Below are 20,977 nucleotides of genomic sequence, written 5' to 3'. Positions count from 1 at the left end.
CCGCCCGTCCATGACCACCACCACCCGCCTGCCTTCGCTGTACATCTCCCATGGCTCGCCGATGACCGCGCTGGAGCCCGGGCGGGTCGGCATGCGCCTGGCCGAACTGGCCCGCGACCTGCCGCGGCCCCGGGCCATCGTGGTCGCCTCGGCGCACTGGCTGGCGCGCGCGCCGCTGGTGGGCGGGGCGACCAGGCCGGAAACCATCCACGACTTCGGCGGCTTCCCGCAGGCGCTGTATGAGATCCAGTACCCGGCACCGGGCGCGCCGGAGGTCGCCCTGCGGGCGGCGCAGCTGCTGCATGCGGCCGGCCTGGACCCGCACATCGACCCGCAGCGCGGCCTGGATCATGGCGTGTGGGTGCCGCTGCGGCTGCTGTACCCGGACGCCGACATCCCGGTGGTGCCGCTCTCGATCCAGCCCATGGCCGGTCCCGAACACCAGCTGGCGGTCGGCCGGGCGCTGGCGCCGCTGCGCGCGGAGGGCGTGCTGGTGATCGGCTCGGGCAGCATCACCCACAACCTGCACGACTGGCGCCGCTACAGCGAAGGCAAGCCGATCGCGCCATACGTGCAGCCCTACATCGAATGGGTCGAGCGCAAGCTGGCCGAGGGCGACGTGGCCGCGATGCTGGACTACCGCCGCCAGGCGCCCGGTGCCGAACACGCCCATCCCACCGACGAGCACTGGCAGCCGATCTATGTGGCCATGGGCGCGGCCGGTGAACACTTCCGCGCGACCCGCATCGATGCCGGCATCGACATGGGGTTTCTGGCCATGGACCTCTATCGCTTCGACGACGCGCTGCCGGCGCAGGCAGCGGCATGAGCGCGCTGCAGGTGATCCGGCCGGCGGCCGCGGCGCAGCGCCTGCGCGCTCACCAGATCAGGTCGTCAGGCACCTTGAACCGATCCTGGTCGTAGAAGTGGTCGGCTTCATCCGGCGCCGCGGTTGCTGCAGCGCTGGTGCGGCCGTTGTCGAGCAGGATGAATGCGGCGTCGCGTTCGTAGATTTTCTCGGCCGCCGCGCGCGGGATGAGTTCCACGCCCCCGCCATGGCGGGCGATCACCAACGCGCCGCTGATCAGCTGCGCGCGCAGGGCGGCATCGACCAGCACGGTGCCGATGACCGCGCCGTCGTTGAAGCGGTAGCCGATCTCGCCGCTGCGCTTGACCTTGTGGGTGTCCACGATCTGGCGGATCTGCGCCTGCAGCTCCTGGCGCCTGGCCAGGGCATTGCGTTCGGCCGCCAGGGCGCGGTCGCGCTCGGCGCGCTCGGCCTGCAGGCGAGCTGCGTCCACTTTTTCCTGGTCGCCCGCTGCGGCCTTGCCACCCTTGGCCAGGCGCGCCTTGACCTGCTCGCGGGCGATCTGGTCGGCCTTGCCTTTCTTGACCAGGCCGGCCTTGAGCAACTGTTCCTGCAGGGGATTGCGCATGGGCAGCAGTGGCGGGGTGAACACGAAGGCCGCAGTGTACCGCCAGCCTGTCGGCGGGCCAGCGCGCAGCGTTGTCACGGACACACCGATCCGCTCCCTGATGAGCAAGGTCCGGTGCCGCATCCGCGAGCGCGGAGCTCGGCACATTTGCAAAGGCTCGGGCGCATTCCCATGCGAATCCGGATAGGCCAGCGCGTTGCGACCCGGCTTGCGGAGTCGGTTCGATGGGGTTCCCGCCGCCGCCAGGCCAAGGCCTGACGCGACAGCTGTGCCAGGCTCAGGGCTGTTGCACGCAGTAGGTGTTGCCCGAGGCGATCTGGGTGGCATCGACGGCGTTGAACTGCAGGCGTGTCCAGCCCTGCGGCGGCGTGCTGCCTGGGCCGGGTTTGAGCGGTTCGTTGCGATACAGGCCGGTGAGATGGCAGACGCCTTCCACTTCCTGGGTGTTGCCGCGCACGCCGATCTCCAGGCCGCCGCTCGGGTCGCCGGGGTTGGCCAGCTTGAACAGGTTGACCTCGCTGTCGCTGCACTTGGGCGCGTCGTGGGCTTCCAGGGCGACCACCACCACCTGGCCTTCCTGCTGCGGCGGTGCGGTGTTGACGTTGTTCTGCGCATCGACGGCGGGCTTCCACACCGGGATCGGCGTGCGCTTGTCGCCAGGCTTGCAGCCGGGAATGCCCGGTATCAGGTCGCCGGCCTCGGCCATCGCGGCCTGTCCCGGCGGCGGGGCCGAGGCCTGTGCGCCCTCGCCGGTGGTCGGGCTGGGCGCGGCCGCACCGGGCGCGCCCGGGGGCGAGTTTTGGGCCGGTGGAGGGCTGGCCGGCGCGGGCGCGGGGGCGGGTTGGCAGGCGGCGCAGGCCAGGCCCAACGCGGCCACCACAAGCAGGTGCTTCATGAAGACTCCGGATCGAGGCGATGGCACAGCGCAAGCGTGCATGGATAACGGTCGCCGCATTAAAAAAATGTTGCGCGGGGCGGCGGTTGCGGACGGCGCAGCCCTTCTGCGCAGTGGTGGTACGGCGGGGTGCATGCATCAGTCGGCCAGATAGCGCTGCAGCAGCCGGCGCATTTCGGCGATGGCGCCGGCACTGTTGGGCTGGTTGGCGAGCGCGCCGGCGCCTCTGATCACGGTGATCACCGCGAGCGCGGCGTCGGCGGCGCGTTCGGCCGGGACGCGGCCAGCACGCACCAGGATCCCGGCCACGCGGGTGCGCATGGTCTGGCGCAATTGCTGGCGCAGCTGGCTGGCATCGTGCAGGTCGGCCAGCACTACGGCGGCAGCGCGCTCTGTGCGCAAGTCCAGGGACAGGGCCAGCAGGGCATCGGCCAGCGCGTCGGGCGTCAGGTCCGGCGCGCGGGCAGCCAAGGCATCCAGCGCCTGGCGCATGTGCTCGGCATAGTGCTGCAGCAGCACGTCGGCCAAGGCCTCGCGGGTGGGGAAGAACCGGTACAGCGAGCCGATCGCAGTCCCGGAGCGCGCGGCGATCTCGGTCATGGTCACGGCCTGGCCCTGTTCGATGAACAGCTGGGCGGCCGCATCCAGGATCGCGGCCACGCGTTCGCGTCCCCGCTGGCGCTTGGGCGCGACGGCTTCAATTGACTTTTGCGAGGCCATCCTCACACTCTCTGTATGCGAATCATTCCTCGCATATTAGCCATGCCTCCCCCCTCCTTCCATGGGATCGCCATGTCCAGGCTTTTGCCCGCCGCCACCGCGCTGGTGCTCATCGCGCTGCCACACGGCCCCGCTGCCCTGCCGCTGCACCGGCGCCGGTGCGATCTGCGCCTGCCGGGCCGGTGACCACGGCGATGACGGATGAAGACGGTTTCCTGCGCGCACTGGCCACACGGCCGGCGTGGCTGCGCTGGACGGTGCTGCTGGCCGCCTCGCTGCTGATCGTGGCGCTGCTGGAAGCGGCCCACCTGTCGGCCGCGCTGCTGCTGGGGTCGATGGTCGCAGCGATCGTACTGGCCGTGGGCGGCGCGTCGGTGCGCGTGCCGGGTCCGGCCTTCGCGGTGGCCCAGGGCGTGCTGGGCGTGATGATCGCGCGCTACATCCCGGTCTCGATCGTCGGCGAGATCGCGCGGCAGGGGCCGTTGTTCATCGGCTGCGTGGTGTCGGTGATCGTGGCCGCCCTGCTGCTGGGGCTGCTGCTGATGCGCTGGCGCGTGCTGCCGGGGACCACGGCGCTGTGGGGCACCTTTCCCGGTGCGGCCTCGGCGATGGTGCTGATGTCCGGCGCGTTTGGTGGCGACATGCGACTGGTGGCCTTCATGCAGTACCTGCGCGTGGTGCTGGTGGCGGTGGTGGCCTCGGTCATGGCCCGGCTATGGCAGGGGCCGGGCAAGCACGTCGCAGTGGCCTCCACCGATTGGCTGGCGCTGGGCGAGCCGCGCGCCCTGGCCCTGACCCTGCTGCTGGTGCTGGCCACGGTGTGGCTGGCGGCCAGGACCAGGCTGCCGGCCGGTGCGCTGCTGCTGCCGCTGGTGGCCGGCGTGGTGCTGGAAGACAGCGGCCTGCTGCACATCACCCTGCCGCCGCTGCTGCTGGCCGCCTGCTACGCGTTGTTGGGCTGGAGCATCGGCGAACACTTCACCCCGCAGATCCTGCGCAGCGCGCTGAAGGCCCTGCCGCGCATGCTGGGCGCGATCGTGGCGCTGATCGCGCTGTGCGGGGCGATCGCCGTGGCGCTGGTGAAGCTGGCCGGGATCGATCCGCTGACCGCCTACCTGGCCACCAGCCCGGGCGGCGCCGATTCGGTGGCCATCATCGCCGCTTCGTCCCGGCAGGTGGACGTGCCGTTCGTGATGGCCATGCAGACCGCGCGGCTGGTGGTGGTGCTGGTGTGCGGCCCGGTACTGGCGCGCTGGCTGGGCCGGCGGTTCGGCGCGCCGCCGGCCTGATCAACGCGTGGACCTTACAGCAGCGCCCACACCAGCTGCAGGATCCCCCACAGCGACACCAGCCAGACCAGCGTGCGCAGATAGGGGATGCCGATCACGTACACCGGCAGGTAGGCCAGCCGCGCCCAGAAATACAGCTGCGCGGCCAGGGCGGTCTGCGGGCTCTGGCGTTCCAGTGCGATCACCGCCAGCACCGCAGCGGCGAAGAACGGGAAGGTCTCCATGAAATTGGCGCTGGCCCGCTGCGCGCGCGCCGGCGGGCCGGTCAGCGGTTCGGCCGGGGTATCGCGGTTGCCTGCGTTCCACTTGATCCCGCGCTTGGCGGTGACCAGCGCGCCGGCCACCAGCACGTAGACCAGGCCCAGCAGGATGGACCAGGCAAGCATTTTCAGTTCGGTAGGCATGGGCGAGGATCCGATGGGAAAGCGGCATCTTAAGCGCGCGCCGGTCGCGCCGGTGTGCAGCGTCGCAAGGCCGTGCGCGCCAGCTCAGGCCGCCAGCGGTTCGGTCAGCTCCAGCAGGGCGCAGACGTGGTCGCCGATGGCCAGGCTGCTGGTCAGGCCGGGCGATTCGATGCCGAACAGGTTCACCAGCCCGGCGATGCCGTGCTCGGCCGGGCCGTCGATGCGGAAGTCGGCATTGGGCTGGCCCGGCCCGCTGATCTTGGGGCGGATGCCGCTGTAGGCCGGCTGCAGGGCATGGTCGGGCAGGGCTGGCCAGTAGCGGCGGATCGCGGCATAGAAACGGTCGGCGCGGGTTGGATCCAGCCGATAGTCCAGGCCATCGACCCACTCCACGTCCGGGCCGAAGCGCGCCCGCCCGGCCAGGTCCAGGGTCAGGTGCACGCCCAGGCCACCAGGCTCGGGCAGCGGGTAGACCAGGTGCCTGAACGGCGTGCGCGTCGACAGGCTGAAGTAGCTGCCCTTGGCGTACCAGGCCTGCGGCACGTGCTGCGGCGCCAGGCCGTGCATGCGCGCGGCCAGCGCCGGCGCGCCGTGGCCGGCGCTGTTGACCAGGGTGCTGGCATGCAGGCGCATCGGCGCATCGCCGCCGACTTCGATCACCAAGCCGGCGTCCTCGCAGGCGATGGCGGTCACCGGCGCGCGCAGCGCCAGCAGCGCCCCATGGGCCTGGGCATCGCCCTGCAGGGCCAGCATCAGGCCGTGGCTGTCGATGATGCCGGTGCTGGGCGAAAGCAGCCCGGCCACCGCGTGCAGGTCCGGCTCGAGTGCGTGCAGTTGCGCCTGGTCGAGCAAGGCCAGGTCGTTGACGCCATTGGCCAGCGCGTGCTGGCAGATCCGGTCCAGGCCGTCGCGCTGGCCCTCGTCGCTGGCCACGATCAGCTTGCCGCAGCGGCGGTGTTCCACCCCGGCGCGCGCGCAGAAGGCGTACAGCGCCGCACGCCCTGCTACGCACAGTCGCGCCTTCAGCGAACCTTGCGGGTAATGGATGCCGGCGTGGATCACCTCGCTGTTGCGCGCGCTGGTACCGGTGCCGATGGCCGCTTCGGCCTCCAGGATCAGTACCTCGCGCCCGGCCAGGGCCAGCGCCCGCGCGATCGCCAGGCCGACCACGCCGGCGCCGATCACCACACAGTCCACGCGCTCCATGAGCGTCCTCGTCTTGCCGGGTCGGCCCCGGCCTGCCGCATCGTCACTGCCACGCAAAGCGTGGGCCTTTGAATCTCAACACGTAAACCGTTGCCGGCTGGGGACGTGTCGACCCTGTCCGATTGGCTGATGGTGCACGCCGGGCCAGTGCGCCTATGCTGGCCCGGCCGCGTTCGGCCGGCCGGATGAGAAGGAAACCGACGATGAGCAAGCCCCTGCGCGCCTGCCTGGCCCTGTGCCTGGCCGCGCTGTCCGCCGTGTCCATGCCGCTGCTGGCGGCGGAGAACAAAAGCCAGGCCGAGTGGATCTATCCGGTGATCCCCGGTTTCGGCGGCGTGCATCCGCGCCAGGACCTGCCGGTGCGGCCCGACCCGGCCAAGGACTACAGGATCTTCGTGCAGGTGGTCAGCGCCGGCAAGGATCCGGCCAAGGTCAACGGCGCGCTGGTCCGCCTGGCACGCCTGGTCAACCTGATGGGTTATGCCAAGGTGCCGCCGGAGCATGTGCATATCGTGGCGGTGCTGGACCGCGAGGCAATGCTGAACTCGATGACCGACCAGGCCTACAGGCAGCACCTGCAGCAGGACCACAATCCCAACCTGCCGCTCCTGCATGCGCTCAAGGCCGCCGGCGTGCAGCTGATGATCTGTGGCCAGGCGCTGGCCGAACATGGGATCCCCGATGCCGCCATCTCCCCGGATGTCACCATCACCCTGTCGGCGCTGACCGACTTTGCCGTCTACGGCGAGCGGGGCTACAGCTTCATGCAGCTGTAAGCGCAAGACCTGTCCAATGCGTCGATTGCGTTGACTGATTGGACGCTTCCGTTCGGTTCGCCTAAGGACCCTTGCATGCCCGCTGCCCTCGACGCCCTGCTGACCTGGATGGGCGACAGCCGCCTGGTGTTGCCGGTGATGGCCGCGCTGGGCTGGCTGTGGTGGAAGCGCAATCCGCGCCTGGCCTGTGAGTGGGCGGCGGTGCTGGCGGCGCTGGCGTCGGTCGTGGTGCTCTCCAAGATCGCCTACAAGGCCTTCGGCGTGGACTGGCGGACGATCGGTTTCTTTACCGTCAGCGGCCATAGCGCGCTGGCCGCGGCGCTGTATCCGCTGCTGTGCTATGCGCTGATGGCCGGGGCGAAACCGCCGGTGCGCCGGGCGGCGGTGGCCTTCGGTGGCACCATCGCCGTGGCGATCGCGGTGTCGCGGGTGCTGAGCCATCGGCACACGCCGGTGGAAATCGTCACCGGGCTGGCGGTGGGGCTGGCGGTGGCCTGGCTGATGCTGCGTCGCTGGCATGGCGCGCTGGGCATTCCGGTGCGTTCGATGCCGGTGGTGCTGGGCGCGGCGATGGCCGCGGTGCTGGCGGTCTACCTGCTGCCCAACGTGCCGGCCGAACGGGTGCTCTCGCACATCGCCTGGCGCATCCGCAGCTGAGGGCGGGTAGCGCCCATTACGAGGGCTGCCGTACCGCTTCGCCGCCTTCAATGCCGGCTGGTACGCCAGCCGCAACGCGGCTTTCCAGAAGGGTGCTGGGCGGGACCGAACGGGCGGCGCGCGCGCTGGCCTTCGAGCACACCGCGCTGTACGCGCGCGTTCGCACTGGCCGATGCGGCATCGGTCCGGCCACGGCCGCGCGCGGTTGCTGCCGGGCATCGTGCCGGAAAGCCCCAGGATCACCCGCCCGTTGACCTCCGCATGGCTTGCCAGGCCGGTCAACGCGCGCTGGCAGCGCTGCATGAAGCGCTGAGCGAGGCGTCGTTGTCGCAGCGCTGGAACCGGCCGTGCCAGCCCGCCGTGCTGGCCCTTTCACCGGGGCGGTCTATCATGTCGGTCCGGCGTGCGGCGCCTGCGACCTCCCCCATGACTGCCTTGAACACGATGGCCAGCCAATACGCATCACCGCAGCAACTCGACGCCATGTTGGGCGCGCTGGAACAGGACCTGCCGGCCCTGGTCGCCGCGCATCCCTCGCCCGGCGAATTCTGGAACGCCTTCATGCGTCGCGTCGATCCGATCGAGGACAGCACCTGCGACGACGACGACACCGTGCTACCGCGCTTGAACGCGATGCTGGCGCCCTACGGCATGCGGATCGCTGCGGTCGAATGACCGCGCGCGCCGAGCGCGGCATGGCGCCAGGCGACCTGCTGCTGGCGCTGGTGGTGATCGTGGCGTGGGGCCTGAACTTCGTGGTGATCCGGGTGGGCCTGAACGGCCTGCCGCCGATGCTGCTGGGCGCGCTGCGGTTCGTGCTGGCCGCCTTTCCCGCGGTGCTGCTGGTGCGGCGTCCGGCGCTGCCCTGGCGCTGGTTGATCGCCTATGGGCTGACCATCTCGCTGGGGCAGTTCGTGTTCCTGTTCCAGGCCATGGCCCATGGCATGCCGGCCGGGCTGGCCTCGCTGGTGCTGCAGTCGCAGGCCTTGTTCACCCTGTTCTTTGCTGCGGCGTTCCTGGGCGAGCCGCTGCGCGCGGCCAGCCTGGTCGGGCTGGCCATCGCCGCGGCGGGCCTGGTGCTGATCGGGCTGGACAGCGGCCAGGCCACGCCCTTGAGCGCGGTGCTGCTGACCCTGGGCGGCGGGGCGATGTGGGGTGCGGGCAACATCATCACCCGGCGCTTTGGCGGGGTGGACCAGCTGGGCCTGGTGGTCTGGGGCGCGCTGGTGCCGCCGCTGCCGTTCCTGGCCCTGTCGCTGTGGTGGGAAGGCCCGGCGCTGATCGCCCGCTCGCTGCGGCACCTGCACTGGAGCGCGGTCGGAGCCCTGTTCTACCTGGCCTTCGTGGCCACGCTGCTGGGCTACGGGCTGTGGAGCCGGCTGCTGTCGCGCTATCCGGCCGGCAAGGTGGCGCCGTTCTCGCTGCTGGTGCCGGTGGTGGGGCTGAGCTCGGCCGCATTGCTGCTGGACGAGCGCCTGGGCCGGCTGCAGTGGATCGGCGGGGCGCTGGTGATGGCCGGGCTGGCGGTCAACGTGTTCGGGGCGCGCTGGCTTGCGCGCCGCGCCACACCTGCCGGCTGAGCCACACAGGGCCTTACGCCGCTGGCCGCTACGGTGCGCCGCTGCGCCCCTGTGGAGTCCATGCCGATGTCCGATCCAGCCGATCTGTCCGCCTTCCCGATCACCGCGCGCTGGCCGGCGAAGGATCCCGACCGCATCCAGCTGTATTCGCTCAACACGCCCAACGGGGTCAAGGCCTCGATCATGCTGGAGGAAACCGGGCTGCCCTACGAGGCGCACCTGGTGGACATCGGCGCCGACCAGAGCCATACGCCCGAATTCCTCTCGCTCAATCCCAATGGCAAGATCCCGGCGATCATCGATCCGGCCGGGCCGGGCGGGCGGCCGCTGGGCCTGTTCGAATCCGGCGCGATCCTGGCGTACCTGGCCGACAAGACCGGCCGCTTGATCCCCGAAGATCCGCAGCTGCGCTGGCAGGCCCTGCAGTGGGTGTTCTTCCAGGCCGCCGGCATCGGCCCGACGTTTGGCCAGCTGGGGTTCTTCCACAAATTCGCCGGCAGCCAGTACCAGGACAAGCGACCGCTCAAGCGCTACGTGGACGAATCGCGCCGCCTGCTGGGCGTGCTGGAGACCCAGCTCGAGGGCCGCGACTGGATCGTCGGCGGCGACTACACCATCGCCGACATCGCCCACCTGGGCTGGGTGCGCAACCTGATCACCTTTTACCAGGCGGGCGAGCTGGTGGGTTTCGACGATTTCAAGCGGGTCGCGGCCTGGCTCGAACGCGGCCTGGCCCGTCCTGCCGTGCAGCGCGGGCTGCAGATCCCGTCCCTTGGCTGAGCAGGCCGGCATGACCTCAGGCACTGGCCCCCGCCGCGCCCGCCGCCGAGCATCGGCGCCCACCGTTGCGCAACAGGAATCATCGTCATGAGTGAAGGCCAGGGTTCGACCGGCAACGTGCTTGCCGCCATCTGCAGCTTCTTCATCCCCGGCCTGGGTCAGCTGGTCCAGGGGCGGCTGATCTCGGCGGTGCTGTGGTTCGTGGTGGCCTGCGCGGCCTTCGTGATCACCTGGCTGATCACCCTGTCGCTGTTGCCGTTTGGGTGGTTCATCGTCAGCGTGCTCTCGTGCATCAATGCGGCGGTGTATCGACGCAACGGCTGATGGCGCTTGCAAGCGGGGGAAGCTCGGGCGGGCGTGCGGGCGCGATGCAGCCCGCTTCACCCGGCGCGGGCTTCCAGCAGCTTCACCACGCACCACAGGCTGCGGTTGACCGGGGTGGCGATGCCGCAGGCGGCGCCCAGGCGGACGATGCTGCCGTTGAGGTGGTCGATCTCGCTGGGCTTGCCGCGGGCCAGGTCCTGGGCGGTGGAGGAGCGCTGGCCGGCCATGCTGACCGAGATGGCCACGGTGTCCTGGCACATTGTTTCGGGCAGGGTGATGCCCTGGGCGCCGGCCACGGCCAGGCACTCTGCAAAGACATCGGCCATCACCTGGCGCGCGCCCTCGGCCTGGATCAACGCCCCATAGGGCTGCTGGCCGATCGCCGACAGCGCGTTGTAGACGCAGTTGATCACCAGCTTGGCCCACAGCGCCTCGTGCACGGTGTCCGAGACCGTGGTCGGAATGCCGGCCTGGCCCAGCTGCATGGCCAGCGCCGCACTGCGCGGCGAGGGGCCGATCACCAGGTCGCCGCGCCCGCGGTGGCGGACTTGGCCAGGTCCGGCCATTTCGGTGGCCACGTAGACCACGGCGGGGATCACCGAGCGCCCCAGCACCTGCTCCAGGCGCGCGGCATTGTCCACGCCGTTCTGCAGGCTCAGCACCTGCGCATCGGGCGCAAGATGCGGGCGCAGCTGCGCGCCGGCGGTTTCGGTATCACCGGACTTGACGCAGAACAGCACCAGCTCCGCCTGGCGCGCTGCGGCTGGATCGGTGCTGGCCTGCAACGGCACCGGGCCGGTGAAGGCGGCCGATTCCAGCCACAGGCCGTGCGCGTGCACCGCCTCGACCAGCGCTGGCCGGCCGATCAATGTGACCGCATGGCCGGCGCGCGCCAGCAGCGCGCCGTAATAGCAGCCCACGGCACCGGCGCCCATGACCGCGATGTGCATGCGTCCAGATCCTGTTGCAGCAAGGGCCGACGACTTTAGCCAATCGCGGCCCGCACCGGAGCCCTAACGGCTGCGTGCGCCATCACGATGCGCCGCGCCGGGCGCCACGTCGATGCCACGCTGGCCGGCCTGCGCCTGCGCCTGTGCGCGGATGCGGTCGGCCAGGCGCAGCGACAGCGCCACGATGGTCAGGGTCGGATTGGCATAGCCGCTGCTGGGGAACACCGCCGAGCCGCCGATGAACAGGTTGTCCACGCCGTGCACGCGCCCATCGCGGTCGACCACGCCACGGCGGGGGTCCTCGTGCATGCGCGTGGTGCCCAGGTAATGGGTGGTGGAGCTGGTCTTGATCTCGAACGGCCGGCGGATGTTGAAGGTGCCCACGCCGCTGCGCGCCAGTTCGCGCGCCACGATGTCCTGCGCCTTGTGGACCATGGCGATGTCCTGGTCGTGCCAGCGCCACTGGATGTCGATCAGGCGGTTGCCCAGGTCGTCGCGCTCCTGGCCCAGGCGCACGCGGTTGTCGTGGCGCGGCGGTTGTTCGGCCTGGTGCAGCACTTCGAAATAGTCCAGCCGATGGCTGGGCGTTCCGGCCTTGGACCAGCCGCCCACGCCCAGGTGCGAGATCGGTTTGAGCAGCCGGTCGTTGTACTGCTGGGCCACCCCGTCCAGCCCGTACAGCATGGCCAGCAGGTCGCGCTTGCGCAGCCGCCCGCGCTTGCCCAGCGCATCACGCACGCGTTGCGAGGCGCGGAAACCGATCTCGCGCCGGCGCGACATGCTGCGGCGGGGGAACAGCAGGGTGCTCAGGTTGACGCAGGGCTCGCCGCGCAGGGTGGCATCGGTGAGCTGCAGGTGGCCCATGCCCGAGCTGCCATCGATGCGGCGCAGGTCGTACAGCGTCATGCGGTCGATCAGCTTGCGCGAGACCGGGGTGAAGGTGCCGCCGAAGATCAGCGGATGGTCCATGAAGTAGCGGCCGACCAGATCGTGCTGGTTGCCGATGCCTGCCCGCTGGCGGTCGTTGGAGGCCAGCAGCAGCTGCGGGGTCGCCAGCCCGCCCTGGGTCAGGATGATGGTGTCGGCTTCGAACACCAGCGCGTGGCCCGGCTGCGCACACGCGTGGACCGCGCTCACGCGCGCGCCGGCCTCGTCCATGGCCAGGCGCGCGGCGGTGGCGTGGTAGTAGCAGGTGATGTCGCCGGAGGCGCCGATCAGGTCGCGGTTTTTCTTCAGCACCACGTCCTTGTCGGCGAACTGGAACATGCTGGTGCGCAGCCCGCTGCCATGCAGCGGCAGGCGCGGTGCATCGGCGCCTTCCCAGTCGCCGGGGCCGTAGTGCCGCTGCGGCAGTTCGAACCAGGACTGGGCGCGCGCGTAGTACGGCTTGAGCTCGTCCAGGGTCAGCGGCCAGCCGCTGTTGGCGATCCAGGCGCGCTGCTCGAAATCGGCCGCGGTCAGGGTGGCCAGGCGCAGGTGGTTGGCGCCCAGGCCGGCATCGACCAGCCACAGGTTGGCGTTGCCGCCGAACCGGCGCGTGGTGTGCAGCCCGCGATGGCCTTCGAAGACCGAGCCGCTATCGGGCTGGCCGCGCTCGCTGCAGGCCTCGTTCAAGCCGCCGCTTTCCAGCAGGGTCACCCGCAGCCCGCAATGGCGGAGCTCGGTGGCCAGGGCGATCCCGGCCGGCCCCGCCCCCACGATGCAGATATCCGAGCGGACGATCGCGTTGCGGGGCAGCGCCTTGGCATCGATGAACATGGGAGACAGTCCTGAATGAAAGAAGGTCGCTGATGCCTGGCATGCCTGGCCTCAGTTCCCATGACAACGCCGGCTTCATGACAAACAGGTCAGGTTCGGTCTCCGGTCATCTGCAAGGAGGTTCATGTGTTCGTCTGCGCCTGTGCGCCTGTGCGCCTGTGCGCCTGTGCGCCTGTGCGCCTGTGCGCCGGGAGCTGAGCCAGCGCGCCGCGCAATGGATGCTGAACCCGGCGCGCACAGCCGGCAGCCGGCTCACCAGCCGTAGAGCTTCCAGTACACCGGCGAGATGTCACCCCGGTTGGGCGCGTTGCTGCGATCGAGCCTGCCGTCGCCGTCATCGTCGTACAGGTAGTAGGTCGGACCCCGGCGCGGGGTGATCTTGACCATGCGCAAGGTGCCGGCGATCCGGTATTCCTGGATCACATCGCCGTTGGCCTCGGTGCGCACGGCCACCGCGGCATTGGTCAGGTCCATCTCGCTGACCGCCTGGGTTGCATCGCCCTGGCCGCGCGTCGAAGCGCATCCGGTCATCAGCAGCGCGCCGGCCAGCAACAGCGGGATCAGCAGGGTCGGGGTTCTCATGGCGGACGCTCGCTTGAAGGATGGGATCCGATTATCCGTCGCCACGGCCACGCAGGTGTGACGGGCGGCCGGCCAGGGCCTGCGGCGTAGAATTGATTCATGACAAGACTCGTGCTGATCGATGGTTCCAGCTACCTGTACCGCGCCTTCCATGCCTTGCCGCCGCTGACCAATGCTGCCGGCGAGCCCACCGGTGCGCTGTTCGGGGTGGTCAACATGCTGCGCGCCACGCTCAAGGAGAGACCCGAGTACATCGCCTTCGTGATCGACGCGCCGGGCAAGACCTTCCGCGACGCGCTGTACCCCGCCTACAAGGCCAATCGCGCGGCCATGCCCGACCAGCTGCGCGCGCAGGTCGAGCCGATGTGCGCCATCGTCCATGCGCTGGGCATCGACATCCTGCGCGTGGAAGGGGTGGAGGCGGACGATGTGATCGGCACGCTGGCGCTGCAGGGCCACGCCGAGGGCTTGCAGGTGACCATTTCCACCAGCGACAAGGATTTCGCCCAGCTGGTGCGCCCGGGCGTGGAGCTGGTCAACACCATGAGTGGCAGCCGCATGGACTCCGATGCGGCGGTGATGGACAAGTTCGGCGTGCGCCCCGAGCAGATCGTCGACCTGCTCTCGCTGATGGGCGACAGCGTGGACAACGTGCCCGGCGTGGACAAGTGCGGCCCCAAGACCGCGGCCAAGTGGCTGAGCCAATATGGCTCGCTCGAAGGTGTCATCGCCAACGCCGGCAGCATCAAGGGCAAGATCGGCGAGAACCTGCGCGCGGCGCTTGAGCGCCTGCCGCTCAACCGCACGCTGGTCACCATCAGGACCGATGTGCCGTTGCAGGTGGCCGCGCGGGACCTAGTCCTGCGCGAGCAGCACGTGGACGACCTGCGCGCGCTGTACACCCGTTACGGCTTCAACCAGGCACTCAAGGACCTGGACGGCGGCGCACCGGCCGGCGCGGTCAGCGAGAAGGAACCCGGCCGCGCCCGCGGCAGCGGTTTCGTGGCCGCGCCGCTGCCGGCCACGGCCGCCGACCTGGATCCGGCGCTGGCCGCCGCCGGTCAGTACGAAACCGTGCTGACCGGCCAACAGCTGGACGCCTGGATCGCCACGCTCAAGGGCGCCGGGCGCTTTGCCTTCGATACCGAGACCGACAGCCTGGACCCGATGCGGGCCAACCTGATCGGCCTGAGCCTGGCCGCCGAGATCGGCAGGGCCGCCTATGTGCCGTTCGGCCACGACTATCCCGGCGCGCCGGTGCAGATGGAGCGCGCCGCGGTGCTGGACGCGCTGCGCCCGCTGCTGACCGATCCGGCCATCGAAAAGATCGGCCAGCATGGCAAGTACGACCTGCACGTGCTGCGCCGCCATGGCGTGGAGGTGGCCGGCTATGCCCAGGACACGCTGCTTGAGAGCTTCGTGCTGAACTCCGGCAGCGCCCGCCACGACCTGGACAGTCTGGCCAGGCGCTACCTGGGCTACGACACGGTCAAGTACGAGGACCTGTGCGGCAAAGGCGCCAAGCAGATCGCCTTCGCCCACGTCGCCCTGGACGATGCCACCGGCTACGCCGCCGAGGACGCCGACATCACCCTGCGCCTGCACCGGGTCCTGGCACCGAAGCTGGCCGCCGAGCCGGGTCTGGAATCGGTCTACCGCGACATCGAGATGCCACTGGTACCGGTGCTGGCGCGGATCGAGGCCAATGGCGTGCGCGTGGACGCCGACGAACTGCGCCGGCAGAGCGCGGACCTGTCCAGGCGCATGCTCGCCGCCCAGCGCAAGGCCACCGAGCTGGCCGGGCGCAGCTTCAACCTGGATTCGCCCAAGCAGCTGCAGGCGCTGCTGTTCGACGAGCTGGGCCTGCCGGCGGTGGTCAAGACGCCCACCGGCCAGCCCTCGACCAATGAGGAAGCGCTGGAGGCCATCGCCGAGCAGCACGAGCTGCCGCGGGTGATCCTGGAGTACCGCGGCCTGGCCAAGCTGCGCAGCACCTACACCGACAAGCTGCCGGACATGATCCACCCGGACACCGGCCGGGTCCACACCAGCTATCACCAGGCCGGCGCGGCGACCGGGCGGCTGTCCTCGTCCGATCCGAACCTGCAGAACATCCCGATCCGCACCGAGGACGGCCGTCGCATCCGCCGCGCCTTCGTCGCCCCGCCGGGCCGCAAGCTGGTGGCCTGCGACTACTCGCAGATCGAGCTGCGGATCATGGCCCACCTGTCCGGCGATCCCGGGCTGGTCGGCGCGTTCGAGTCGGGGGTGGACGTGCACCGCGCCACCGCCGCGGAAGTTTTCGGGCGCAAGCTCGAAGAAGTGACCGGCAACGAGCGTCGCGCCGCCAAGGCGATCAACTTCGGCCTGATGTACGGCATGAGCGCGTTCGGCCTGGCCCGGCAGCTGTCGATCGGCCGCGGCGAGGCCCAGGACTACATCGCCCTGTACTTCAGCCGCTATCCGGGCGTGCGCGACTACATGGAGGCCACCCGCCGCCAGGCCCGCGACAAGGGCTACGTGGAAACCGTGTTCGGCCGCCGCCTGTACCTGGACTACATCAACGCCGGCAGCCAGGGCCAGCGCGCCGGCGCCGAGCGCGCGGCGATCAACGCGCCGATGCAGGGCACCGCGGCGGACATCATCAAGCGCGCGATGGTCAGCGTGGACCGCTGGCTCTCCAACCACGCCGACCGGGCGCTGATGATCCTGCAGGTCCACGATGAACTGGTGTTCGAGGTCGATGCCGATTTCGTCGACCCCCTGATCGGGCAGGTGCGCGCGCTGATGGCCGGCGCCGCGACCCTGGCCGTGCCGCTGGAAGTGGACTGCGGGGTCGGCGACAACTGGGATCAAGCCCACTGACAGGTGGGTACGCGTGCGCAGCAAGTGGCCGCGCGTCCCCGCAAATCCGGAGACCCGCACAGGTTCATGCCGGTTGCGCGAGCGTCGTGCAATGCATGCATCGCAGCGTCTCAAAAGCAGGCTCCATACAACCGGAAAACAAGCAGTTACAGGCGCTTGTGCATTGACGGGAAAATAATTTCAGAACTGGCAAGTTTATGATCTGAATATGCCTTAAATCCAACGGGTTTTTAACCGGAATCTTCACGATTCATCCATGCAGCGAATGTTCTGATGTCCCTCGACAGATGCAAGGTCTGTCGCGGACCGCCCCCCATCCCCTGGGGCCGGTCTCTGGTACGGAGCCCCTCCCCAGGCTTCCGTACCCTGGCCCCGCCGAGCCCCCCCTGCTCTGCGGGGCTTTTTTATGCGCGCGACCGGGCGAGCCTTTGCCCGCGCGATGCAATCCCTTATGCCTACTGCGGCTGCAACTCGCTCAGCCAGTCGCGCGGCACCAGATAGTCGGCCAGGCGTGCTTCGGCGCTGCCGGCCTGCGGAGTGAAGCCGTATTCCCAGCGGACGTTCGGCGGCAGGCTCATCAGGATCGACTCGGCGCGCCCACCACTTTGCAGGCCAAACAGCGTGCCGCGGTCGTAGACCAGGTTGAATTCCACATAGCGGCCACGCCGGTACAGCTGGAAATCGCGCTCGCGCTGGCCGTACGGGGTGTCCTTGCGCGCGGCCACGATCGGCAGGTAGGCGTCGAGGAATCCATCGCCCACCGCCTGCAGGTAGCCGAAGTCGCGCGCAAAATCGTCCTGCAGGTCGTCGAAGAACAGCCCGCCCACGCCGCGGGTCTCGTTGCGGTGCCTGATGAAGAAATACCTGTCGCACCACTTCTTGTGGGCCTCGTAGCGGGCCTGTCCGCCGAAGGGCTCGCACAGCGCACGGGCGGTGCGATGCCAGTGCAGCACGTCCTCGTCCACCGGATAGAACGGGGTCAGGTCGAAGCCACCGCCGAACCACCAGGCCACCGTCTGGCCCTCGCGCTCGGCGCGGAAGTGGCGCACGTTGGCGTGGGTGGTGGGCAGGTGCGGATTGTGCGGGTGGAACACCAGCGAGACCCCGACCGCGCGCCAGGAGGCGCCGGTCAGCTCCGGACGCGCGGCCGTCGCCGAAGGCGGCAGCGTGCTGCCGGACACGTCGGAGAAGCCAATGCCGGCCTGCTCGAACACCGCGCCATTGCGCAGGATCCGGGTGCGCCCGCCACCGGCCAGCTTCGGGCCGGCGCGGTCTGCGGCAACCGGTGGAGACGGACTGCCGCCCTGGGCGCGGCTCCAGGCGTCCTCGATGAAGCGGGCGCCGCCGTCGGCGGTTTCGATGGCCGCGCAGATGCGGTCCTGCAGTCCGGTGAGGTAGTCGCGGACAGTGTCGAGATCGTTCATGTGCGCAGTGTAAGGGCCGCCCTTGCGGCGGCATTGATCGCGATCAATCGCCGCGCGGCGCCGCGCCGGCGGCGGCGAACTGTCCGCGCACCGCCGGCGTGCACAGCGTCCAGATGATCGCGCCGTGCAGCGCGGCCAGGACCAAGGCGACGGCCAGGCTCATCACCATGGCCGCGTCCTCCACCCCGGCCAGCTCCGGCGGCAGCGGCTGGCCTGGCGCCTGCAGGTCCAACTGCATCGACAGTGTCTGGTCGAGCACTTCCGGGACCAGCCAGATCAGGCCGAAGGTCAACAGCGTCCCGATGGCGAGGAAGACGATGAACCCCACGCGTCCCCATTCCCGGCGGCGCAGCAGGCCCCAGCCCAGCCAGAGCATCGGCGCGGACAGGACGATCCCGGCCAGGCTGATCTCCACGCTGTGCTCCAGGGTCCAGCGCAGCATCGGCGGCAGCGCCAGCGCGCCGCCGCCCAGGGCTCCCAGCAGCTGCTGCACGCCTTCGGCGGTGCTGGCTTGGGCCGCAAGCAGCTCCAGCAGGCCCGAGCCCACGCCCAGGGCGCCCATCGCAATGCTGATCCAGGCCAACCCGGTGACGAAACCCCGGGCGCCATCGCCTGGCGGCATCCCCGGCGATGGCGTCGGTGAGGCGGGCAGCGGGGACGGTGCGTTCATGCGATCAGTGTGGGCTCAATGGGCGCAGCAATCGTCGCGCCTGCAGCACGGTGCCGCTATGGCGCCGGCTTGAGCGCATCGTTGAACAGGTCCAGCACGCGCTTGTACTCGTCCAGCCAGGAATCGGCGCGGGTGAAGCTGTGGCGCTCCAGCGGATACGGTGCGAGCGACCAGTTGTCCTTGTGCAGCTCGATCAGCTTCTGGGCCATGTCCACCGAATCCTTGAAGAACACGTTGTCGTCGATCATGCCGTGGGCGATCAGCAGGCGGTCCTGGAGCCCGTCGGCGTATTCGATCGGTGAGGAGATCCTGTAGGCCTGCGGGTCGAGGTCCGGGGTGTTGAGGATGTTGGAGGTGTACTGGTGGTTGTACTGGGTCCAGTCGGCCACCGGGCGCAGCGCGGCGCCGGCCTTGAACACGCCCGGCGCGCGGAACAGCGCCATGTAGGTCATGAAACCGCCGTAGCTGCCGCCGTAGATGCCGGCGCGGTCGCGGTCGCCCTGGTGATGGGCGATCAGCCAATCCAGGCCGTCCAGGTAATCGTCCAGTTCCGGGTGGCCCATGTTGCGGTAGATCGCCGTGCGCCAGGCGCGGCCGTAGCCGGCGCTGCCGCGATAATCCAGGTCCAGCACCAGGTAGCCCTGCTGGACCAGCAGGTTGTGGAACATCTGCTCGCGCGGGTAGGGCGGATAGCCGGCGATGGCGTTCTGCAGGTAGCCGGCACCGTGGACGAACATCACGATCGGGTAGCGCTTGCCCGGCACCGTCCGCGCCGGTCCGTAGTACTTGCCCCAGACCGTGCCGGCGCCGTGCCGGGATGGCACCTGCACCAGCTGCGGCTGGATCCACGGCTGGGCCTTGTAGGCCGCCGTGCGCGTGTCGGTCAACACCCTGGCCGCACCGCCGTTGGCCGGCACCACCGCCAGCTGCGTGGGCAGGTAGCTGGCCGAGTACTGGACCAGCAGCCACCGCCCGTCGGGCGACTGGCTGAAACCCTCCACGCCGCCGTCCAGCGCGGTGACTTCGGCCACCTTGCCGGTCTTCAGGTCGACCTGGCAGACCTCGTAGCGGCCGGGTGCGGTGCGGTTGCACAGGAAGTAGAACCGGTCGCCGTCGGCGGCCGGCACCGGCGCCGAGGCCTCCCACTGGCCCGAAGTCAGCGCCCTGGGCCTTTCGGTCCCGCGCTGGGTGTACAGCTGCGAGTAACCGCTGGCCTCGGACAGCAGCCACAGGGTCTCGTTGTCGGCCAGCCAGCCAAACTCGTTGAAGCTCCAGTTGATCCAGCCCGGGTCGGTCAGCCGGTCGCGCACCTGCAGGCGCGCATTGGCCAGGTCCACCCCGGCAATCCAGCGGTCCTTGTTGTCGGTGGCGCGCAACAGCACCGCGACATTGCGCGAATCGGCGCTCCACTGGATCGCCGCGCCGCTGCCATCGCCGTCGCTTTCCACCCGCACCGCGCGGTTGCCCTTGATCGGTTCCTTGCCGGCGGCCTTGCGCAGCCCGGCCAGCGGATCGCTGGTGATCCCGGGCAGGGCGTCGAAGGACAGCGGCTTGGCCGTGCCGGTGCGCATGTCGGCCAGCCATAGCGCCTGCGGCACCGGCGAATTGCGGCCGACCAGGGTGCGCGCTTCCTGGTCCTCGGCGTATCCGGACTCGGTGACGTAGTGCGCCACCTTGCCCGCGCGGCCGGCCTCGGCGCCTTTTTCCTGGGTGACGATGAGCAGCCACTGGCCGTCGGGCGACAGCGCAGTCTGTTCGATCTGGACCTTGCTGCCCAGGTACACCGGCGCCGGCGCGCGGCTGGGGTCGGCCTTGCGCCAGCGGTCTTCCTGGCGACGCAGCGCCTGGCGCATGTCGCGGTCGTGGGCCAGGGTGGACAGGGTGCGCAGCTGCTGTTCGCGCAGCAGGTCCTCGGACTTCGGCTTGTCCGGATCGTCCTCGGCCCTGGCCTGCGCGGCCTGGGCCACGGAGGTGCCGTTCCAGTGCCACCACTGGTTGCCCACGCGCCAGACCAGCGCGCCATCGCTGCCGAACTGTGGCGCGGTTTCTTCCTCCAGCGTGCGGGTCAGTTGGGTCAGTGCGCCGCTGCGCAGATTGCGCACGAACACATCGCCATTGCGCACGAAGGCCTGGTGCTGGCGTTTGCCATCAAACACCGCGCCGGGCGCGCCCAGGGTGTGGCGGGCATCGTCGGCCACGCGCGTGGCCGCACTGGCCGAGAGCTCCTGGCGGAAGGTGTCGCGGATCGGCGAGCCGTTGCGCTTGAGGGCGTATTCCACGGCGCGGCTGTCCCAGGTCCAGCGGGCGTCCTCGACCGGCGGGCCGATCCAGTCCAGGTCGGCCATCACCTGCTCGATGGTCAGCGGCGTGCTGGCGGGCGCCTGGGCGAAGGCGGCGGGCGACAGCATCAGGCAGGACAACACGGCAGCGGACAGGCGCATCGGCAGGATCAATCCGGGGAAGACAGGCAAGCGGGAAAGGGTAGCAGCCGCCCCGGGAGCGCCGCCCGGGCCCACGGTCACGGGCGAGCGGTAGGGCGGTAGGGCGGGTCTTGACCCGCCAACTCACTCCTTCAACCGACGTAGCGGTACCGGCATGGCAATGGCGGGTCAAGACCCGCCCTACACACCGCGGCTTGCCCGCCCGGCTTGCAACGGCCAA

At 69.8% G+C, this 20,977-nt stretch carries 20 protein-coding genes and 1 pseudogene; 10 read left to right on the top strand and 11 right to left on the bottom strand.

Annotation, left to right across the window (positions count from 1 at the left end):
- The first annotated feature begins 10 nt into the window (after positions 1-10).
- Positions 11-829 carry a dioxygenase family protein gene (locus DSC_RS15155; protein WP_014162088.1) on the top strand — a complete coding sequence of 273 codons (819 nt, stop codon included), beginning with the start codon at positions 11-13 and terminating at the stop codon, positions 827-829.
- 49 nt (positions 830-878) lie between these two features.
- Here DSC_RS15155 and DSC_RS15150 read toward each other — a convergent pair whose 3' ends face one another.
- The 3 genes from DSC_RS15150 to DSC_RS15140 all read right to left on the bottom strand — a co-directional run bounded on the left by DSC_RS15150 (position 879) and on the right by DSC_RS15140 (position 3,051).
- A complete protein-coding gene (locus DSC_RS15150; RefSeq protein WP_043291490.1) occupies positions 879-1,436 on the bottom strand; it encodes a DUF2058 domain-containing protein in 558 nt (185 codons plus the stop codon).
- A gap of 277 nt (positions 1,437-1,713) precedes the next feature.
- Positions 1,714-2,331 (bottom strand): hypothetical protein, encoded by a 618-nt coding sequence (locus DSC_RS15815; RefSeq protein ID WP_014162086.1) that lies wholly within the window; start codon positions 2,329-2,331, stop codon positions 1,714-1,716.
- Between the two features lie 138 nt (positions 2,332-2,469).
- Entirely contained in the window at positions 2,470-3,051 is a 582-nt protein-coding gene (locus tag DSC_RS15140; RefSeq protein WP_014162085.1) for a TetR/AcrR family transcriptional regulator, read from the bottom strand.
- Positions 3,052-3,245: 194 nt separating this feature from the next.
- On the opposite strand from DSC_RS15140, the gene DSC_RS15135 reads away from it, so the two are divergent.
- On the top strand, positions 3,246-4,340 hold the full coding sequence (locus tag DSC_RS15135; RefSeq protein WP_014162083.1) for an AbrB family transcriptional regulator: 1,095 nt from the start codon (positions 3,246-3,248) through the stop codon (positions 4,338-4,340).
- Between the two features lie 14 nt (positions 4,341-4,354).
- Here DSC_RS15135 and DSC_RS15130 read toward each other — a convergent pair whose 3' ends face one another.
- Both DSC_RS15130 and DSC_RS15125 read right to left on the bottom strand, forming a co-directional pair.
- Complete coding sequence (locus DSC_RS15130; RefSeq protein WP_043290777.1) at positions 4,355-4,744, bottom strand: MAPEG family protein; 390 nt, start codon at positions 4,742-4,744, stop codon at positions 4,355-4,357.
- An 84-nt stretch (positions 4,745-4,828) separates the two neighbouring features.
- The gene (locus DSC_RS15125) at positions 4,829-5,950 is read right to left on the bottom strand and encodes an NAD(P)/FAD-dependent oxidoreductase (protein ID WP_014162081.1); all 1,122 of its coding nucleotides are present in this window, start codon (positions 5,948-5,950) and stop codon (positions 4,829-4,831) included.
- A 203-nt stretch (positions 5,951-6,153) separates the two neighbouring features.
- Here DSC_RS15125 and DSC_RS15120 point away from each other — a divergent pair, with 203 nt between their 5' ends.
- The 7 genes and pseudogenes from DSC_RS15120 (at position 6,154) to DSC_RS15095 (ending at position 10,067) form a co-directional block, all read left to right on the top strand.
- A complete protein-coding gene (locus tag DSC_RS15120; RefSeq protein WP_014162080.1) occupies positions 6,154-6,726 on the top strand; it encodes a DsrE family protein in 573 nt (190 codons plus the stop codon).
- Positions 6,727-6,801: 75 nt separating this feature from the next.
- Positions 6,802-7,383 (top strand): phosphatase PAP2 family protein, encoded by a 582-nt coding sequence (locus DSC_RS15115; RefSeq protein WP_014162079.1) that lies wholly within the window; start codon positions 6,802-6,804, stop codon positions 7,381-7,383.
- A gap of 25 nt (positions 7,384-7,408) precedes the next feature.
- Positions 7,409-7,696, top strand: a pseudogene (locus DSC_RS17455) (DUF1615 family protein); the annotation flags it as partial.
- Entirely contained in the window at positions 7,645-8,058 is a 414-nt protein-coding gene (locus DSC_RS16980; protein ID WP_162470503.1) for a hypothetical protein, read from the top strand. The pseudogene DSC_RS17455 and the gene DSC_RS16980, both read left to right, overlap by 52 nt.
- Positions 8,055-8,963, top strand: coding sequence for an O-acetylserine/cysteine exporter (locus tag DSC_RS15105; RefSeq protein ID WP_014162076.1), 909 nt, complete (start codon positions 8,055-8,057; stop codon positions 8,961-8,963). Before DSC_RS16980 ends, DSC_RS15105 begins: the two co-directional genes overlap by 4 nt.
- A gap of 66 nt (positions 8,964-9,029) precedes the next feature.
- Positions 9,030-9,743 carry a glutathione S-transferase family protein gene (locus DSC_RS15100; protein ID WP_014162075.1) on the top strand — a complete coding sequence of 238 codons (714 nt, stop codon included), beginning with the start codon at positions 9,030-9,032 and terminating at the stop codon, positions 9,741-9,743.
- An 87-nt stretch (positions 9,744-9,830) separates the two neighbouring features.
- A complete protein-coding gene (locus DSC_RS15095) occupies positions 9,831-10,067 on the top strand; it encodes a hypothetical protein (protein ID WP_014162074.1) in 237 nt (78 codons plus the stop codon).
- 56 nt (positions 10,068-10,123) lie between these two features.
- Here the strand turns inward: DSC_RS15095 and DSC_RS15090 are convergent, their stop codons facing one another.
- From DSC_RS15090 to DSC_RS15080, 3 genes are all read right to left on the bottom strand, one after another.
- Positions 10,124-11,017 carry a ketopantoate reductase family protein gene (locus tag DSC_RS15090; protein ID WP_014162073.1) on the bottom strand — a complete coding sequence of 298 codons (894 nt, stop codon included), beginning with the start codon at positions 11,015-11,017 and terminating at the stop codon, positions 10,124-10,126.
- A 63-nt stretch (positions 11,018-11,080) separates the two neighbouring features.
- On the bottom strand, positions 11,081-12,775 hold the full coding sequence (locus tag DSC_RS15085) for an FAD-dependent oxidoreductase (protein ID WP_014162072.1): 1,695 nt from the start codon (positions 12,773-12,775) through the stop codon (positions 11,081-11,083).
- A 252-nt stretch (positions 12,776-13,027) separates the two neighbouring features.
- Positions 13,028-13,357: a DUF2782 domain-containing protein gene (locus DSC_RS15080; protein ID WP_014162071.1), complete on the bottom strand. Its 330-nt coding sequence runs from the start codon at positions 13,355-13,357 to the stop codon at positions 13,028-13,030.
- A gap of 99 nt (positions 13,358-13,456) precedes the next feature.
- Between DSC_RS15080 and polA the strand changes: the two genes are divergently transcribed.
- Positions 13,457-16,222: a DNA polymerase I gene (polA, locus tag DSC_RS15075; protein ID WP_014162070.1), complete on the top strand. Its 2,766-nt coding sequence runs from the start codon at positions 13,457-13,459 to the stop codon at positions 16,220-16,222.
- 455 nt (positions 16,223-16,677) lie between these two features.
- Here polA and hemF read toward each other — a convergent pair whose 3' ends face one another.
- The 3 genes from hemF to DSC_RS15060 are packed head-to-tail and all read right to left on the bottom strand — an operon-like array spanning position 16,678 to position 20,757.
- Entirely contained in the window at positions 16,678-17,646 is a 969-nt protein-coding gene (hemF, locus tag DSC_RS15070) for an oxygen-dependent coproporphyrinogen oxidase (RefSeq protein ID WP_014162069.1), read from the bottom strand.
- A gap of 43 nt (positions 17,647-17,689) precedes the next feature.
- Entirely contained in the window at positions 17,690-18,316 is a 627-nt protein-coding gene (locus tag DSC_RS15065; RefSeq protein ID WP_148268155.1) for a hypothetical protein, read from the bottom strand.
- Positions 18,317-18,372: 56 nt separating this feature from the next.
- Positions 18,373-20,757 (bottom strand): alpha/beta hydrolase family protein, encoded by a 2,385-nt coding sequence (locus tag DSC_RS15060; RefSeq protein ID WP_014162067.1) that lies wholly within the window; start codon positions 20,755-20,757, stop codon positions 18,373-18,375.
- Positions 20,758-20,977: the final 220 nt, after the last annotated feature.

The sequence above is a fragment of the Pseudoxanthomonas spadix BD-a59 genome (assembly GCF_000233915.3).
Classification (GTDB): domain Bacteria; phylum Pseudomonadota; class Gammaproteobacteria; order Xanthomonadales; family Xanthomonadaceae; genus Pseudoxanthomonas_A; species Pseudoxanthomonas_A spadix.
This window is presented reverse-complemented; position numbering and strand designations above follow the sequence as displayed.

What these genes read in the sequence shown, in the direction of transcription:
- DSC_RS15135 (WP_014162083.1), top strand. Translation starts at nt 3,246, where the DNA reads ATGACGGATGAAGACGGTTTCCTGCGCGCACTGGCCACACGGCCGGCG.
- DSC_RS15090 (WP_014162073.1), bottom strand. Translation starts at nt 11,017, where the DNA reads ATGCACATCGCGGTCATGGGCGCCGGTGCCGTGGGCTGCTATTACGGC.
- DSC_RS15065 (WP_148268155.1), bottom strand. Translation starts at nt 18,316, where the DNA reads ATGAACGCACCGTCCCCGCTGCCCGCCTCACCGACGCCATCGCCGGGG.
- DSC_RS15080 (WP_014162071.1), bottom strand. Translation starts at nt 13,357, where the DNA reads ATGAGAACCCCGACCCTGCTGATCCCGCTGTTGCTGGCCGGCGCGCTG.
- DSC_RS15150 (WP_043291490.1), bottom strand. Translation starts at nt 1,436, where the DNA reads ATGCGCAATCCCCTGCAGGAACAGTTGCTCAAGGCCGGCCTGGTCAAG.
- DSC_RS15105 (WP_014162076.1), top strand. Translation starts at nt 8,055, where the DNA reads ATGACCGCGCGCGCCGAGCGCGGCATGGCGCCAGGCGACCTGCTGCTG.
- DSC_RS15060 (WP_014162067.1), bottom strand. Translation starts at nt 20,757, where the DNA reads ATGCGCCTGTCCGCTGCCGTGTTGTCCTGCCTGATGCTGTCGCCCGCC.
- hemF (WP_014162069.1), bottom strand. Translation starts at nt 17,646, where the DNA reads ATGAACGATCTCGACACTGTCCGCGACTACCTCACCGGACTGCAGGAC.
- DSC_RS15120 (WP_014162080.1), top strand. Translation starts at nt 6,154, where the DNA reads ATGAGCAAGCCCCTGCGCGCCTGCCTGGCCCTGTGCCTGGCCGCGCTG.
- DSC_RS15095 (WP_014162074.1), top strand. Translation starts at nt 9,831, where the DNA reads ATGAGTGAAGGCCAGGGTTCGACCGGCAACGTGCTTGCCGCCATCTGC.
- DSC_RS15125 (WP_014162081.1), bottom strand. Translation starts at nt 5,950, where the DNA reads ATGGAGCGCGTGGACTGTGTGGTGATCGGCGCCGGCGTGGTCGGCCTG.
- DSC_RS15100 (WP_014162075.1), top strand. Translation starts at nt 9,030, where the DNA reads ATGTCCGATCCAGCCGATCTGTCCGCCTTCCCGATCACCGCGCGCTGG.
- polA (WP_014162070.1), top strand. Translation starts at nt 13,457, where the DNA reads ATGACAAGACTCGTGCTGATCGATGGTTCCAGCTACCTGTACCGCGCC.
- DSC_RS15140 (WP_014162085.1), bottom strand. Translation starts at nt 3,051, where the DNA reads ATGGCCTCGCAAAAGTCAATTGAAGCCGTCGCGCCCAAGCGCCAGCGG.
- DSC_RS16980 (WP_162470503.1), top strand. Translation starts at nt 7,645, where the DNA reads ATGGCTTGCCAGGCCGGTCAACGCGCGCTGGCAGCGCTGCATGAAGCG.
- DSC_RS15815 (WP_014162086.1), bottom strand. Translation starts at nt 2,331, where the DNA reads ATGAAGCACCTGCTTGTGGTGGCCGCGTTGGGCCTGGCCTGCGCCGCC.
- DSC_RS15155 (WP_014162088.1), top strand. Translation starts at nt 11, where the DNA reads ATGACCACCACCACCCGCCTGCCTTCGCTGTACATCTCCCATGGCTCG.
- DSC_RS15085 (WP_014162072.1), bottom strand. Translation starts at nt 12,775, where the DNA reads ATGTTCATCGATGCCAAGGCGCTGCCCCGCAACGCGATCGTCCGCTCG.
- DSC_RS15130 (WP_043290777.1), bottom strand. Translation starts at nt 4,744, where the DNA reads ATGCCTACCGAACTGAAAATGCTTGCCTGGTCCATCCTGCTGGGCCTG.
- DSC_RS15115 (WP_014162079.1), top strand. Translation starts at nt 6,802, where the DNA reads ATGCCCGCTGCCCTCGACGCCCTGCTGACCTGGATGGGCGACAGCCGC.